Annotated in this window: 14 protein-coding genes and 1 pseudogene; 5 read left to right on the top strand and 10 right to left on the bottom strand. The window is 63.6% G+C overall.

Annotated features, from left to right (window positions below):
* Positions 1 to 455: 455 nt before the first annotated feature.
* The 3 genes and pseudogenes from IIB36_14575 to IIB36_14565 form a co-directional block, all read right to left on the bottom strand.
* A pseudogene (locus IIB36_14575) lies at positions 456 to 756 on the bottom strand (transposase).
* A gap of 376 nt (positions 757 to 1,132) precedes the next feature.
* Positions 1,133 to 2,182 carry a hypothetical protein gene (locus tag IIB36_14570; protein ID MCH7532964.1) on the bottom strand — a complete coding sequence of 350 codons (1,050 nt, stop codon included), beginning with the start codon at positions 2,180 to 2,182 and terminating at the stop codon, positions 1,133 to 1,135.
* Between the two features lie 161 nt (positions 2,183 to 2,343).
* Positions 2,344 to 3,384 (bottom strand): hypothetical protein, encoded by a 1,041-nt coding sequence (locus IIB36_14565; protein MCH7532963.1) that lies wholly within the window; start codon positions 3,382 to 3,384, stop codon positions 2,344 to 2,346.
* A 370-nt stretch (positions 3,385 to 3,754) separates the two neighbouring features.
* On the opposite strand from IIB36_14565, the gene IIB36_14560 reads away from it, so the two are divergent.
* The gene (locus IIB36_14560) at positions 3,755 to 5,059 is read left to right on the top strand and encodes a hypothetical protein (GenBank protein MCH7532962.1); all 1,305 of its coding nucleotides are present in this window, start codon (positions 3,755 to 3,757) and stop codon (positions 5,057 to 5,059) included.
* 301 nt (positions 5,060 to 5,360) lie between these two features.
* On the opposite strand, the gene IIB36_14555 is transcribed toward IIB36_14560, so the two are convergent.
* Both IIB36_14555 and IIB36_14550 read right to left on the bottom strand, forming a co-directional pair.
* Positions 5,361 to 5,660, bottom strand: coding sequence for a transposase (locus IIB36_14555; GenBank protein ID MCH7532961.1), 300 nt, complete (start codon positions 5,658 to 5,660; stop codon positions 5,361 to 5,363).
* Positions 5,661 to 7,281: 1,621 nt separating this feature from the next.
* Positions 7,282 to 7,809: a hypothetical protein gene (locus IIB36_14550; GenBank protein ID MCH7532960.1), complete on the bottom strand. Its 528-nt coding sequence runs from the start codon at positions 7,807 to 7,809 to the stop codon at positions 7,282 to 7,284.
* Positions 7,810 to 7,851: 42 nt separating this feature from the next.
* Here IIB36_14550 and IIB36_14545 point away from each other — a divergent pair, with 42 nt between their 5' ends.
* Complete coding sequence (locus IIB36_14545) at positions 7,852 to 8,205, top strand: energy transducer TonB (protein ID MCH7532959.1); 354 nt, start codon at positions 7,852 to 7,854, stop codon at positions 8,203 to 8,205.
* Between the two features lie 150 nt (positions 8,206 to 8,355).
* Here IIB36_14545 and IIB36_14540 read toward each other — a convergent pair whose 3' ends face one another.
* From IIB36_14540 to IIB36_14530, 3 genes are all read right to left on the bottom strand, one after another.
* Complete coding sequence (locus IIB36_14540) at positions 8,356 to 8,856, bottom strand: DinB family protein (GenBank protein MCH7532958.1); 501 nt, start codon at positions 8,854 to 8,856, stop codon at positions 8,356 to 8,358.
* A 118-nt stretch (positions 8,857 to 8,974) separates the two neighbouring features.
* Entirely contained in the window at positions 8,975 to 9,883 is a 909-nt protein-coding gene (locus IIB36_14535) for an alpha/beta hydrolase (GenBank protein MCH7532957.1), read from the bottom strand.
* A gap of 347 nt (positions 9,884 to 10,230) precedes the next feature.
* The gene (locus IIB36_14530) at positions 10,231 to 10,554 is read right to left on the bottom strand and encodes a hypothetical protein (protein ID MCH7532956.1); all 324 of its coding nucleotides are present in this window, start codon (positions 10,552 to 10,554) and stop codon (positions 10,231 to 10,233) included.
* A gap of 39 nt (positions 10,555 to 10,593) precedes the next feature.
* On the opposite strand from IIB36_14530, the gene IIB36_14525 reads away from it, so the two are divergent.
* The 3 genes from IIB36_14525 to IIB36_14515 all read left to right on the top strand — a co-directional run bounded on the left by IIB36_14525 (position 10,594) and on the right by IIB36_14515 (position 13,999).
* The gene (locus IIB36_14525; GenBank protein ID MCH7532955.1) at positions 10,594 to 10,848 is read left to right on the top strand and encodes a hypothetical protein; all 255 of its coding nucleotides are present in this window, start codon (positions 10,594 to 10,596) and stop codon (positions 10,846 to 10,848) included.
* 65 nt (positions 10,849 to 10,913) lie between these two features.
* Complete coding sequence (locus IIB36_14520; protein ID MCH7532954.1) at positions 10,914 to 11,285, top strand: PadR family transcriptional regulator; 372 nt, start codon at positions 10,914 to 10,916, stop codon at positions 11,283 to 11,285.
* Positions 11,282 to 13,999: an ABC transporter permease gene (locus tag IIB36_14515; GenBank protein ID MCH7532953.1), complete on the top strand. Its 2,718-nt coding sequence runs from the start codon at positions 11,282 to 11,284 to the stop codon at positions 13,997 to 13,999. Before IIB36_14520 ends, IIB36_14515 begins: the two co-directional genes overlap by 4 nt.
* A gap of 47 nt (positions 14,000 to 14,046) precedes the next feature.
* Here the strand turns inward: IIB36_14515 and IIB36_14510 are convergent, their stop codons facing one another.
* Both IIB36_14510 and IIB36_14505 read right to left on the bottom strand, forming a co-directional pair.
* Entirely contained in the window at positions 14,047 to 14,349 is a 303-nt protein-coding gene (locus IIB36_14510; GenBank protein ID MCH7532952.1) for a hypothetical protein, read from the bottom strand.
* Positions 14,350 to 14,365: 16 nt separating this feature from the next.
* The coding region (locus IIB36_14505; GenBank protein ID MCH7532951.1) for a hypothetical protein at positions 14,366 to 14,502 on the bottom strand (137 nt) is incomplete at its 5' end.

The following is a 14,502-nucleotide window of genomic DNA, read 5'->3' as shown; positions in this document are numbered from 1 at the left end:
CGGGGCGGCTTGCTGTGGAGCCGCACGGACGACGGCCGGGGGCGCCAGCACCCCGCAAGCTGTCATGACGAGGATGGCTACCGGAGTCGGCGTGCTGCGCGTTCTCATGATCGTTTCCCCCTTGTCGTACAGACCCGCCGAACGCCCACAATGCTGGAGGGCAACCGTTGGTGCCCCGGACAGGGGTGAAATACGTTGAGGCGAGTCGATTCCCAATTCTCGGCGACCCCTGTGGGTGGCGAAAACTCCATCCGAGTTGGGGACGCGGGACTACGGGCGGCTCAAAGGCGGTACGCCGAGGGGTGAAGGGCCGGCGAGAGACCGGACCAGGTGGGCTGGGTCATCTGGGTGGGCTGTTGCACGCTTGTGGGGTGACAATCAGGATCTGAGCACCCAAGGAGGCCCATCCCGCCACGTGCACGGGACGGTAGAATCAGCCTCGGAAAGGCGGGAGATCAGGCAGCGAGCCGGCGCGTGTAGCGGTGATGAAGCCCACCGACCTGAGCGAGGGCGACCACATCACCCATCTCGGGCGGCTCCACCGGACGCGGATCAGGGCAGTCGTTGTCCAATGACTGGTGTGTTCGCGATGAGTGATAGTAGGACGCGTAGCCTCGAAGAACCCGCATGAGGTGTCGTTCACTGAGAACGATGACATGGTCGAGGCACTCGCGGCGGATCGATCCGATCAGACGCTCACAATAAGGATTCTGCCACGGCGAGCCCCGGGGCTGTGACGACTTTCCTGATGCCCATCGACTCGACGCACCTGACGAAATCGGCGCCGAAGATGCGGCCACGTCCTTCCGCCCGTCTGAACATCCCCACGTCCCTCTCCATCATCCGAGCGTCACCCGCGCCTCGCTCGGCAACGGCTCTCCGCCCGACTCGCCCGACCCTTACTCTCCGTCCCACGCCACACTACCACCTACCGCGCTTCCCCTCCCGATAGGGCGGTTGAAACGCCTATCCCTGGGACGCTCATGCGCTCAAGATGCGGCGCAGGTCAGAAAACCGCGAGCGGTCCTCTACGGCAAGACCAACGCGCTCATCGTCGACGGCAGCTCCTTCACAACCTGCGCGGGTGTGAACCCCACTGTGGCGGGAGTGTGGTGCGACCATCGGCCCGCCCTTATTCGGGCTCGTTATGACTGGCCCCCCTCTCCTGGAAGCGCGCGCCACTCAGGATGTTGGACATCGCGTAGTTCCCCTCGTGGCAGTTGTACTCGTACAGGAGGTCGTCGAAGCGCCAGAACGGGACCTGTCCGCTCCAGGGGCGCGTGTAGGTCTCCGGATCCTCGATCGTGAACTCGTAGAGAATCGTGTCCTCGTCGACCCGCGTGAGCCGCTCCGTGATCTTCATGCTCGGCGAGGGCCGGACCTCCCACACTCCGGCGTCCACGAAACCTCGGGGTCGGTACTGCTGCAACGGGTGGATGTTCGTGGTCTCCACCACGAGCGTGTCGCCCTCCCACCGGCCATAGGAGACACCGAACCACGGGCGGACGTGATCCGGCACCGGCTCAGGCTCTCTCAGATGGATGATTCTGGTGTCGTGGACCTGCTCGGTGTGGATCATCACATGATCGGCGGTTTGCACGATCGTGTAGTTGCTGTTGTACCCGTAGTTGGGCGTCATCGGCGGGCCCCCGTGGGCGCCGAAGCCGACGATGCAGCGGTCGGCCAGCGTACGGTTCTCCGGGTTGTCGAACGGGCCGAAGGAGTCCATGAAGGCCTGGACCTCGTCGCGGATCCGCTGGGCCTCCGCGGTGAGGGGCGGCCTGCGACCGTCGGGCGGGTCGGTGATGAGCGAGCTCCTCGGCTCTCCCTCGACGACGGCGACGCGCATTCCGGGATCGAGGTACACGCGGTTGTACCCACCGACGGCGCTGCCCACCTCGAGCGGGGGGCGGTTCGGGTCGCTCGGACGTGACCCGGCCTCATACGCGGCGGCGGCGCGCCCTTCGCGCTCAGCGACCTCTTCCCAGGTCAGCACGGGCTCCTGTCCCTCGGGCCGCTCGACGGGCGTCATTGTCTGGTTCGACCAGTTGCCTTGAAGGTCGGGATGCCCATCAGGCGTGCGCGGCACTTGCCACTGCTGGGCCGCGGCCGGAGAAAGCAGCCCTGCAGCGACGATCGCGATGCAGAGTCCAACTAGAAGGCTCGATTGCCGCATGATCATCTCCCTTTCTCCGATCGATGGGATACTCATGCAAGAGAACTCGCAGGGTGGCTCGCCGACAATGGGCGGAGCGGAGGGGTGCCAGAGCTCTGTCCGTCGGCTGGCCCCAACCCCTGCGAAGTCCATGATTCACGTTCGGCAGGGTTTGGAACAGGACGGGATCAATAACCCCGGGTGAGGTCCACTACGTTCAGCATTCGGTCTCCCGCGATGTACCGCCGCAGGTTCTCACGATACAGAAGGAATTGGTTGTCGCGATATCGATTCGAGTAGTCCGACACGTGAGGTGTCATGATAACCCGCGGCATATCCCAGAGCTCGAAGTCCCGCTGAGGCAGGTCGTCCGTGCCATATCCGGCGATCGCCCCTGAGGCGAGGGCCGCCTTGAGGTCGTCCCAGTTGATCACAGGTGTGCGGACCACGCTGACGAAGTAGGCCGTTTCCTTCATGGAGTCGAAGAACCTGGCGTCGAACATCCCCTCGGTATCAGGCGTCATCGGTACCGCGGCGAACACCACATCGGCTTCGCCCGCGAGCTCGTACATCTCGTCCGACAGTCCGACGTACTCCACGAAGTCGGGCCCTCGCGTGCGAGTATTTCGCGTCGCGATCACCCTCATCCCCAGCGCGTGCGCGAGGCGACCCACCTCGGTCCCGATGCTACCCAAGCCGACGAGCAGGAGCGTGTTGTCCTGGAACTCCCGGTCGAGGTTCGCGTCCTTCACGACATCGGTGGTCGTCCGCCCCCATACATGGGCTCTCTGCCGGTCCAAGTGGATGTCCATCCCACCGATCAGCGACAGAATGATCGTCAGGGAGTGCTGGGCACTAGCCGATGCGGTCATGCTGCGGATGGACGTAGCGAGGATGTCGTTTTCCTGTAGGAACGCGTTGGTTGCTGGCGCATCGACTCCGTTGGTGAAGCATCGATCGACCCCCACGCTACCGGACTGGATCCAGCGGGTCTCCGGCCCGATCACGGCTACCGTGCTCGCGCTGCAGCCAAGGCCCATGACGACCTGAGCGTCGGCCAACACGCCGCGATCCACTGCATCGCGCTGGTCCCTCACGGGGACGAGCTCGACCCCGGGCGCGACGGCTTGGAGGAACGCCATGCGCTCCTCTCGGATTTCCCACTCCTCGGGCAACACGACCACGACTTTGGTCGGCGGGGCCCAGCCCGGCATTTGGCGTACGGGCACCTCACTCTCCCGAAGGTTGAATACGCGAACCAGCTCTTCAGGCGTAAAGTCTTCGTACGAGCCGCTCGGGAGGCCCTCTGGCTCAGGTGTGCCTCCGGCGCGAGGAGAGCAACCGACCGCAAGGGCGCATAAGCTGGCCACGGCCAGCCCAGGGGTGCGGGGCCTGTATCTCCGCTGCGTTGTCGGTATCACGATTTCCCTGCTTTGTCGGAGAAGTCACGTGCGGATTACGGCGAGGCCGATCTCCCGGGAAGAGCTATGGGAGTTGGCAGTCTGGCAAGAATAGAACGGGAGAATGTGGTGGGCCATCCTTGCCACCGCGGCGGATGGCCGGGTACCATCCCTGCAGCCAAACAGTGGATGCCCGCCCATGCTCGAGCCCGACCGTCATCCATCGATATCCGAGGTCACCTGCGACGACGCGTGCGCGGTCCTCGAGACCGTGCTCGCCGGCCCCGCGCGCGGTGAGATGCTCGACTGGGCGCTCGAAGGGCGGAGCTTCGGCACGGCAGTGAAACGCCTCCGTTCCAGCATGAAGACCCACGTCCTCCGCCCCGCCGCGGGTCCGCTTTCGCTGCGAGACATGATCTTCCAGCTCGACAGCCGGACGCGCGAAGAGGGGCTCCATGTGTTTCACGCGTGGGAGTTTGCGGACCATCGGTTCAGCAAAGACAACCTGCCCACGCTCATGCTCGACCACTGCAGTTCTTTTGGGCCGGCGGTGCTCAAGACACGGGCTTCGCTCGCCATTCTGCTGGACTACTACTTCCTCCACGTCTTGGCGCTGTGCGCGGTGCGGGCGTGGGACGGAGGAGACGCGATTGCCACGCTCGACCGCGTGACCCGGCTCGTGGGCCATCTGCAGGGGCCGTGGGGGAGTGGCCAGCGGTTTGTCGAGAACGCCGAGACACTTCTGGTGCTCGCGGTCTCTCACTATCACCCTGAGGAGCAGGGCTACGAAGGCCTCATCGAAAGGGTGCAGAGACTCACCGAGGCGCATCAGCTGCGCTTCACGCTGATCGCCTCGGCCGTTCTCGGGAGCCACCTGCGCTGGGGTCTCGCGCTCATGTACAAGCGAGATCTTGGTCGCCTACGAGAGGACAACGTCGCGGACTATCCGTGGCTTCTGTTCTGCCTCGTGACGCTGATGCGCGAGTACGCGCGGTTGAACGAAGCCGGGATCGACGGAGCGGTGCGCGAGAATGTGGTCGACGCTCTGTTGAACGGCCTCACGCCCGACCCCTGGGCGTTCGTCGACGAAGCGCCTCCCGCCCTGGCGGATCACACCGCCGAGCATGCGGAGCTATACGGGCTCCTCAACCGTTACCGGGAGGACCTGCTGGCGGAATTCGATCGACATCGTCCGAAGCGGGGGAAGTTTTCCCCGATCTGCTTCCACACCAATTTCCTACCCAACACGCTCGTCGCGGTAGTAACGACCGCCTTGCTCCAGGGGTCGGCTCATGAGCTGCCACTCGACTCGCTCTTCGTCGCAGACTGGAACGGAGAGCCAGATGTTCGGGGAGCTCTCGCTCGCACGTTGGCGGACTATGCGGGCTCGAAGGGCGAGCAGCTCCGCGGGCGTGCGGCCGGGCTGATCGTCTACGATGAGGGCGCGGGAATACGCCATGTGAACATGACCATCCAGGCGCTCAGGAAGCATTTGCCGGGCTGATTGGGCCCGACCAGCGCTGGCGAGCGTTGATACAGGTTGTGTTGCGGCCCTCTCATGGTCGCCCGTCGACCCTCATCCTGTGGGTGGCGAAAACCTCATCCGAGGGACGACGGGTGACTCAAGAGTGGCACACGGATGGATCAACCGGCGATTCGGTTGGTGGTGTCAGGTAGAGTAGGCATCAGGCTGGGCCTTTTCAGACTTGAGCACATGATGACCCGGCTTTGAGCACGCAAGGATGGCCCTCCCCCCGCTATGTGCACGCGACGGTGGGATCAATCAGCCTCGGGGAGGCGAGGGATCAGGCAGCGAGCCGGCGGGTGTAGCGGTGATGAAGCCCGCCAACCTGGGCGATTGCTATGACATCGCCCATCTCGGGCGGCTCCACAGGACGCGGATCAGGGCAGTCGTCGTCCAATGACCGATGAGTTCGCGACGAGTGGTAGTAGCACGCGTAGCTGCGAAGAACCCGCATGAGGTGGCGTTCGTTCAGGACGATGACATGGTCGAGGCACTCTCGCCGGATCGATCCGATCAAACGTTCATAAAAAGGATTCTGCCACGGCGAGGCGGGGGCCGTGACGACTTCCTTGATGCCCATCGACTCGACACACCTGACGAACTCAGTACCGAAGATACCGTCACGGTCACGAAGCAAATAGCGAGGTGCGGTATCGTAGGGAAAGGCGTCACGCATCTGCTGGGCGGACCACCGAGCCGAAGGCGAGGTCGTGACGTTGAAGTGCAGGATGCGACGCCGGTCGTGGGACATGACGAGGAAAACGACAGGACACGAAACGTCAACGTTGGAACCACGAAGACGTCGATCGCTACGACGTCCCTGAGGTGGTTGTCCAAGAACGCACGCCAGCTTTGAGAGGGTGGCCTGTCTTGACTCGGCCGATATTTCGAGACCGTGGAGTCGCTGACTTCGATGCCGATCTTGTTCAACTCGGCCTGGATGCGCGGCTTGCCCCAGGTAGGATTCGAGCGCCACATGTCGCGGATCAACTCTCGCACTTCGCGATCGATTCTCGGACGGCCACCGTTGGACCGGCTCTTCCAACGCCAATAGGCTCTGAACCCGTTGCGGTGCCAGTTCACGACTGTGGCAGGCTGGACCAGGACGAGGGCCCGGTGCCAACCGGGCCAGCGACGGCGCAGACAGATCCAGAAGAGCCGGTCACGGTCCCTGAGCCGTGGCCTCCCAGACTGCCGCTGGAGCACCATCAGTTGGTGCCGGAGCGCTACGTTCTCAAGCGTGAGATCCCGTTGACCCTTCAGCGCGGAAACGACACTCCACCACACGATACGTACCCAATCCAACATCGACGCCTGCTTTCACTGAACCGTGAAAGGCCAGTAATTTCGCGGCAGATGAGGTTTTCGCCACCCACAGCGACGTTAACGACTCCTTCGTGCGGGTCCTTCTGCCATTCCTATCACGTACGCGGCGAGTTCAGTCCAACGCACGGGAGACGGCTTCAATTCTTCGAGAACCTCGTCAGCAGTCGTCCCTTTGAATGGACCCTCGTACCCTTTCTTCGCGTTGTACGCGGCCACGGCACGACGGACGACAGGTTGCTCCTCAGACGTCAAGTCCATGACCCTAATCTAACGGTCTCCCCGGGACGCCTTCAGTAGTGGCGGGCGACCTCGGACCCAACTCGGCGGCTCCGGCGCCCTGCCCATTTGACCCGACGCTCTCCCTGCGCGGATTGTACGGTATTGCGTACAACATTGTACGGTTTAGCGTACAAGCTGCACATCCTTGCGCGCGGCCGTATCTTTGGTGGCGGTTAGGACTCGCCCAAGGCACGAATCCCGTCACCGCGAGGGCCCACGGTATGAACCGCAGAGACGCAGCGCCGATGACCCTAGCCGAGCTACCCGACGCGCTCGTGCTCTGGAGCCCGACAACGGGAGAGGTGACGGTGGGCGAGATACGACGCGAACAGAAACCGGCACTTGATGACGAGTGGGAGGCGACCTTAGAAATGTGGGGAGATATCGTGACCCGCAATCTGTGCAGGAAGCCGTGGGAGCCACGCGTTTCAGTGTCGGACATAAAGGCGTATCACGCTGCACAATATTCCGCCGCCCAGACGCGACGAGCATCGAAGCGGTAGATGCCGTCGCCTCGCTCGATGTCAGGTAGTTGGCAGCGTTGTTGACTAGTGCCCATGACCCGAGGGTCGGTCCCGAGATCGGTGCGGGCGCTCCTACTGGACTGGCTCCACGGCGAGTCCCCTTCCGCCCTGGTTCGCCCGCCGCCAGTCAAGCTCGAACGTCTCCGCGCACCACCGTCCGACGCTTGCGCCGTCGAGTTCGTCGATACCGACAGTTCCCAGCGCATTAACATCCCATGTGATGGCCCACTGCATCTGCTCCGGTGCTCCGATAAGCTCGTGCAAGTTGGTGCTAACACTGTATGCGACTATGCTACTCGACGTGCTTATTTCCCGGTACTGAAGTTGAACGGAGCACCGAAGGAATCTGCCGTCCCCGCTCACTGTCACGCCGGCACGCAGCAATCCCAACTCGAACGCATCCATGACGTTCATCGTGTACTGCGACTCCCTGCCACCATTAGCGGTAATCTGTGCATCCCAAGTCACTAGGAGCTTTGGGTCCACTGCCGAAATACCGGCCAGGGCGGTTTCATCGGCCGCGAAGACTTGACCGTCCGCGCTTTGCCCGAACAAGCACGCCGCCACCGCGATGCCGATGAGGGTTCGGGTTAATCTCATGAGTAGTTTCTCCTTCGGGCCCTTGGTGGTTACCGACAAGAAGTGGTCACGGCGATGGGGGCCGCCTATCCGCCGCTCCTTCGCGACGCCGAGATCGAGGGCACGGTATTCGTCCACTTCTTCATCGACACCGAGGGTGATGTCGTGGTCTGGGGCGTCTATCAGTCGTCCGGCCACGCGCCGCTCGACGAGGCGGCGATGAGGCTCGCGGAGGTGTTCCGCTTCAGCCCCGTGATGCTCCGTGGGGAACCGGTTCCTGTGTGGACGAGCTTCCCGATCACTTTCTCGGTCCAGGGGTGCGGGCTCCGGTTAGCGCCCGACGAGGTTGACGCCCCGACCGAACGGGGACAACTCACTTCGCATTGCCTGCGTTATCGTCGTCGTATTAACGGCTAGAGGGTCCCGCACAGGCTTCCTAGTTTCGACCTCTGTTCCAAGCACCACCAACGGCAGCCCCAGCGCGAACAGCACGCTCACGATGATCACGCTCACGAAGCCCATCGAGCGGAAGGGCTGGCGCTCAACGTCGGTGACGCGGAGAACGCCTCAGGGCATCTCCCAGGGATTGCTCTGGCCGACCCCCAGCGCCTTCTTCAACTGCACGATCTGTCCAAGGTGGTATGCGTTGTGGTCCGCCAGGATCAACGCCTCGCGGAGCAACGTGTGGCCTTCGTCGCTCCACGCAAGTGGCTCGAAGAGGTCCCTCGAGGGATCGGACACGAGCGCGACCATCTCCTGGAGACCATTCATGAAGGCCACCACGCTCGCCTCCCACGCTTCCTCATCCTCGGGCACGTCCGACTCGGGCCAGTATCCCTCCGGGAAGTCCCGCGAGACATGGTTCGGATCTCGGCTGTACCCCACCAGGTCGTCCTGACAGATCCGAAGGTGCTCCAGAAGCTGCCAGATGGTGTGCGGGTGGTCTGGTGGGCGGGCGCCACGCTGATCGGGGGGCACACCGGCAATGCCGTCTTCCGCCGTGACGTGCGCCCATGCGCTCGTGAGGAGCTTCACAAGGTGCTCGCGAAGGGCCGCCTCGGTGGTCATCCGGCCAAGTAGACCGTCGTCATGCCACCTTCACCGAGTTCACGCTCGATGCGGTAGCGGCCCTCTAGGGCTGCGTTCAGGCGGGTGACGGGGTCCATCAGTTCGGCACTCGGTCTGCTTAGCGCATGTATCGGTTCACCCAGGCCAACGCCTGGTCGTAGGTCCTGGCCACGCGTTCTGGGTCCGCACCTGCCAATCCGTGCTCGGCTTCCTGAATCGTGACGAGTTCGTAGGACACACCGTGCTCTTCAAGCTCCGAGGCCATCATCAGCGATTGTTCGTACGGCACATCAGTGTCGTCGGTCCCGTGAATGAGCATCGTCGGTGGATAGTCACCCGTCACGTTCCTTACAGCCATGAACGGGTAGAATTTCTCAGTCTCCGTGTGCGGGTCCCACCCGGACACCTCTCTCGGCCAAAGCCCCTTCTGGCGCGTGTAGTTGTAGAAGATCCCTCCATTCCCGTCTCGATCACGGGCATCGGAGATCGGCGGCCCGCCGACCTGCACATAGGCTTCTTCCGCTGAGATCGCTCTCCGATTGTGTCGAGGATGTTCGCTTGGTTGGCTGTACCAGTCCCCGACGAGGTCGCCATAGCCCCAGAAAGAGACCAATACCGTTGGTCGGGGCTCGACGCGGAACCCGGAGGCGAGCGTCAGATACCCACCCGCCGACGATCCCATTACCGCGATCTTGCTCGTTTCCGCATTGAATAGCTCACGCCCCTGTGTGCGCACCCAAGCGAACGCGTCCTCAAGGTCTTCTATGATGGAGGGGAGCCTCGTCTCCGGCGCGAGACGATAATCGATCGATACGACCACATACCCGGCCTCCAGCATCATCTCGGTGACGCCAAACACCCCTCCGCGATTGCCCATGATCAATGCACCACCGTGAATCCATATGACCACGGGACGAGTCACATCGTCGTCGAACCGATGAACATCTGCCTTGATCTGGAGCCCTTCGACGGTCTTGTACGCGTAGGTCTGAGACCGGATGGATCTCAGCAACTGTGACTGACTCACCCTGGCCTCACTGTTCGTGTCCCCTATGCAAGCGGACAACAACAGCGGCACGACCAAAGCGCCTACCCAGGGCCGACCGAGACAACGGGTGAAATCGAGGCACGAGCTGAGAGCAGACATCGGGATGTCCTCGGCACGGGAGGGTCAACACTGAGGGTCAACATCCGATGCGCACGCTGGGCGCACAAGGAAGCGGCGGTCGAGAATCTGAGGGCTTCCTAGAGCCGCGCCGATGCGTTGGGCGGGGTCGTGCTCGATCTGAGCCCTGACCCTCCTCCAGACCGCGAGCAGATCCTCCTACAGCACCACCAACGGCAGCCCCAGCGCGAACAGCGCGCTCACAATGATCACGGAGACGAAGCGAGGACCGAGAGGACGAGCCCATAAAGGCTCGAGTTAACGATGGGACTGAAGGTGTCGATCAACTTCGTCCCACGCACAAAGTCGGAATCGGGGTCATCACGTAGGTCAAACGCGGTCGCCATGTACAGCCCTTCTTCAAGGTAGCCGCGACTCGCAAAGTAGCCGGTAATGGAACCGCCGAACAAAACGAGTCCGACAATGAAAAACGTGGTGAGCCGCTCGCTCACGAGTTCTAGCAAACAGAAAAGCCAGACGAGCGCGCCCAACAGGCCGAGTAGGATCGACCCCCACAGCGGCAACTGGCCCATGAGGAAGCTTCCGGGCGCCAAAGAGCGGCCTTCGAACGGATGGGACTGAAGCTCTTTTCAGGAGGAGGCGGGTTTTACCACTGGTGCAGGCTGCCCCGCGGGCAGAGCGCCGCCGATCTCAACGACCGACTGTTCCCCGAGGGTGCGGCGGTTCTGATGGGTACCGACTGCGACATGGCTCGCCGTGGGTCGGCGTCTCCGCTCGACCGCTTCTTCCGTTTCTCCTTCGGGCCTCTCGAGCCCGGCTCCTTCGACGGCGATATGGAGATCATGCGACGTGCGCTCGAGGCGTGAAGGTTCCGCTCGGCCATATATCATGTTATAACGTATAATCGGATAACTGATACAAGCGGGACGCCATGAGAACCAGAGCCGACCGATCAGGACCCCCCAGCATCGCTGTGCTCAGCATGCTGTTTGCCCTCGGCGACGAGACGCTCCACGGGTACGGGATCATGAAGAGAGTGGAGGAGCGGACCGCGGGTAGGGTGTCTCTCCTACCGAGTTCGCTCTACGCGACCATCAAACGGATGCTCATGGAGGGCTGGATCGAGGAGGTGCGAGACCAGGCATCGGATGCGGCGCCGGGACGGCCACGTAGACTCTATCGCATGACCGACCGGGGCCGGGAGCTCGCCGCTCTGGAGGCCGAGCGGATGGCTGCGCTCCTGGACATGGCGCGGGCCAACCCGGCGCCGCGCGACTCAGCGGTTGCCGATCTGGGCTCGTGACGGCCCTGCCGAGCGCCGTTCGCATCGCGCGGGGCCTGCACCGCGCTTCGCTGATCGTGCATCCCTCCGAATTTCGACGGGAGTTCGGGGCCGAGTTGGTCGAGGCGTTTACTCTGCGCGCCGAGGAGGCGTTTCGTACCCGAGGACGTTTCGGGGTGATGGCTCTTCTGGCCCGAGCACTGCTGGACAATGTGATGACCGCGGTCTCGGAGAGAGGAACGCTGCAGGCCCGAGTGGGCTCCGGCGAACACGGATGGCGCGTCGATGAACGAGAGGGAGGTGGTGAGGCGATGGGGACGTTGATTCGAGACACACTGGTGGGCATACGCATGCTCGCCGCGCGACCAGTCTTCACGAGCGTGGCCGTGGGAACTCTGGCGCTGGGGATCGGCGCCAACGCGGCCATCTTTTCCGTGGTGAACGGGGTGTTGCTCCGCCCGCTGCCCTTTCAGGAGTCGCAACAACTCGTGCGGCTCTACCACGTCAATGCACGCACCGGAAACAGGCGCGGGTCGTTTTCCCTGCCCGATCGTGAGGACTGGGCGGCACGTACCACGCCGCTCAGCGCGGTGGCCGTTTACTCCACTTCGCCGAGTGGGCTCTTGCTCACCGGGGGTGACGAGGCGGTCGAGGTGAGAACGGCGTATGTCTCGGCTGGTTTCTTCGACGTCTTGGGTCGCGACGCTTATCTGGGTCGCGTGCTCCTCGACTCTGAGGAGCGCGGCCAGAATCGCGTCGTAGTTCTGAGTCACGACTTCTGGGTCAGACGTTTCGGGGCCGACGAGACCGTCGTCGGGGGCGTCATCCGGCTCGACGACTCCGCCTTCCTGGTGGCCGGGGTCATGCCTCCCGACTTCGTCTACCCGACGAGGGATGTGGAGGTATGGGTGTTTCTCACGATCATCCCACCGAGCTCGATTCCGCTGGACGTCCGGGAGGTTCGGTTTCTCGAGGCGATCGGCCGTATCGAGACCGGCACGACGCTCGAGCAGGCGACCCAGGAGCTTTCGGCGGTCTCGGCCGCGCTGGTGGCCGAGCTGCCGGATGAGAACGAGGGTCTGGAAGAAGCCGAGCTGGTACCGCTCCGTGAGAGCATGACCGCTGGGGTCGAACCGACCCTGTTCGTCCTACTGGGTGCCGTGGGTCTCATCCTCCTCATCGCGTGCGCCAACGTGGCCAACCTCCTCCTCTCTCGTGGCGTCGAGCGCCGCGGCGAGCTGGTTATCCGGCAGGCGTTGGGTGCGAGCAGGGGCCGCCTCATCCGCCAACTGATGACGGAGAGCGTACTCCTCAGTGTGGCCGGTGGAGCGTCAGGCGTGGCCCTCGCCTTCTGGGGCACGGAGGCGCTCCTGAGCCGGAGCGCAGGTCTCCTGCCAAGGTCGGGTGAGATTGGAATCGACGCCCCCGTGCTGATGTTTTCGCTCGCCCTGACGGTGGGCACCGCGCTGGCATTCGGCTTGCTCCCGGCGCTGAACCTCACACGTCACGTCGGTACGGATCGTCTCCGTGGCGCGGCTGGGCGGGCGGGCGCCAGCCGACCCGGTGCGTCACGCACATGGGCAGTGTTGGTCGCGAGCCAGGTGAGCCTCGCGATGCTCATCGTGATCGCTTCCGGTCTCCTCTTGCGCAGCCTTTGGGCGCTCCAGAGCGTAGACGTGGGCATGGAGTCCGACCGGCTGGTAGCTCTGAGCCTGACGATCAACGACGCGCGTTATCCTGAGCGCTCTGATTATCTGGCGGCCTATGAGGCCCTCATGGAGCGTCTCGAGAGTCTGCCTGGCGTCGAGTCCGTAGGCTCGATTCGGTATCTACCTCTTCGTCGCTCGGGGGAGTCGACGGAGTTCTCCATAGCCGACCGGTCCGAGCCGATCGCCGGCGGTCCACAGCGAGCGGACCTGCTCCAGGTGAGCCCGGGCTTCTTCCGGGCAGCCGGTGTGCCTTTGGTGGCCGGAAGGGACTTCACCAGGCAAGACAGAATGGATGTGGCGCCGGTCGTAATCATCAATGACGCATTGCGGAGGCGATACTGGCCCGGTGGAACGGCCGTCGGCCGCTTCCTGCTCTTCGGGGGCACGCCGGCCGAGATCGTTGGAGTCGTCGGGGATATCCACCAGCAGAGCCTGGCCGAGGACCCACGTCCCACGCTCTATCTTGCTCAAGCGCAGAACCCCCGGCGAGGAATGGCTTTCATCGTGCGGGCTGAGTCCGATCCTGAGTCGCTCCTCCCTCGAGTGCGTGCGGCGGTCCATGCCATCGACCCCGACCAGCCCATCGAGCACCTCGCCGTCATGGACGACGTGGTGTATTCCTCGACCGCCCAGCCTCGGTTCTTCTCCCTGTTGCTCACCAGTTTCGCAGTCCTCGCGCTCCTCCTGGCGAGCGTAGGCATCTACGGTGTCGTGTCCCACTCCGTGAGCCGCCGCATTCCCGAGATCGGCATCCGCGTGGCGCTTGGCGCGCCGCGCGCAGGGGTCGTCGGCATGGTCGTGGCGAGCGGCATGCGCCCCGTCCTGGCAGGCGCGATCGTGGGGCTCGCCGCATCGACCGTGGTCATGCAGGTGCTCGACACGATTCTCTTCGGAGTGCGTCCGCTCGACCCGCTCACGTTCACGACAGTGCCTCTCCTGCTCGTCAGCGTCGCGCTCGTGGCGTGTTGGATTCCCGCGAGAAGGGCGGTTCGGGGCGACCCGACGGAAGCACTGAGGGCGCAGTGAAGACCTGATTCCCGACTAGGTGTGGGTGCTCCGCGCGGAGCATCTCCCTACTTGGCGATTTGCAGGTCCCAGCCGTCGGGGTCGAGGACGTGGTAGCTGTCGTAGTCGGCCCCACCGGCCTGATCGCGGCGAGGATTGAGGCCACGACCTTCGAGCTCGGCCCGCACCTCGTCGGTGTCGAAGTTGTCGATGCGCCATGAAATGTGGTTGATGACGCCCGTGAGTGGAGGCCGGTTGGGTCGGCTCTCGCTGATGGGTCGACGGCTATTGCGGATGATGATGTTGCCCACGTCACCGATCCGGAGCGACGCCTGGTTTTCTCCGTTGTCGTTGCGAACCTCCCAGCCCATCAGGTCCGAGTAGAAGTCACGACTCCTCCCGCTTCGGCGGCCCCCCCTCGAAGCGGAAGCGGATGCGGCGGCCCTCGGAGTCCTCGGCCACGATGAAGTGGGCGGGGGCCCCGGTATTCAGGCCTCCTTCGTCGTCCAGCGCTCGGCTGCTCG

This window comes from Gemmatimonadota bacterium (assembly GCA_022560615.1).
Classification (GTDB): domain Bacteria; phylum Gemmatimonadota; class Gemmatimonadetes; order Longimicrobiales; family Gaopeijiaceae; genus UBA1138.
The sequence above is the reverse complement of the archived record's forward strand: the minus strand, read 5'-3'. Positions and strand labels throughout refer to the sequence as shown.

Excerpts from the sequence above, each read along its gene's own strand:
- IIB36_14525 (MCH7532955.1), top strand. The coding sequence starts at position 10,594 with ATGGGACTGAAGCTCTTTTCAGGAGGAGGCGGGTTTTACCACTGGTGC.
- IIB36_14570 (MCH7532964.1), bottom strand. The coding sequence starts at position 2,182 with ATGATCATGCGGCAATCGAGCCTTCTAGTTGGACTCTGCATCGCGATC.
- IIB36_14555 (MCH7532961.1), bottom strand. The coding sequence starts at position 5,660 with ATGGGCATCAAGGAAGTCGTCACGGCCCCCGCCTCGCCGTGGCAGAAT.
- IIB36_14530 (MCH7532956.1), bottom strand. The coding sequence starts at position 10,554 with ATGGGCCAGTTGCCGCTGTGGGGGTCGATCCTACTCGGCCTGTTGGGC.
- IIB36_14520 (MCH7532954.1), top strand. The coding sequence starts at position 10,914 with ATGAGAACCAGAGCCGACCGATCAGGACCCCCCAGCATCGCTGTGCTC.
- IIB36_14510 (MCH7532952.1), bottom strand. The coding sequence starts at position 14,349 with ATGGGCTGGGAGGTTCGCAACGACAACGGAGAAAACCAGGCGTCGCTC.
- IIB36_14550 (MCH7532960.1), bottom strand. The coding sequence starts at position 7,809 with ATGAGATTAACCCGAACCCTCATCGGCATCGCGGTGGCGGCGTGCTTG.
- IIB36_14540 (MCH7532958.1), bottom strand. The coding sequence starts at position 8,856 with ATGACCACCGAGGCGGCCCTTCGCGAGCACCTTGTGAAGCTCCTCACG.
- IIB36_14560 (MCH7532962.1), top strand. The coding sequence starts at position 3,755 with ATGCTCGAGCCCGACCGTCATCCATCGATATCCGAGGTCACCTGCGAC.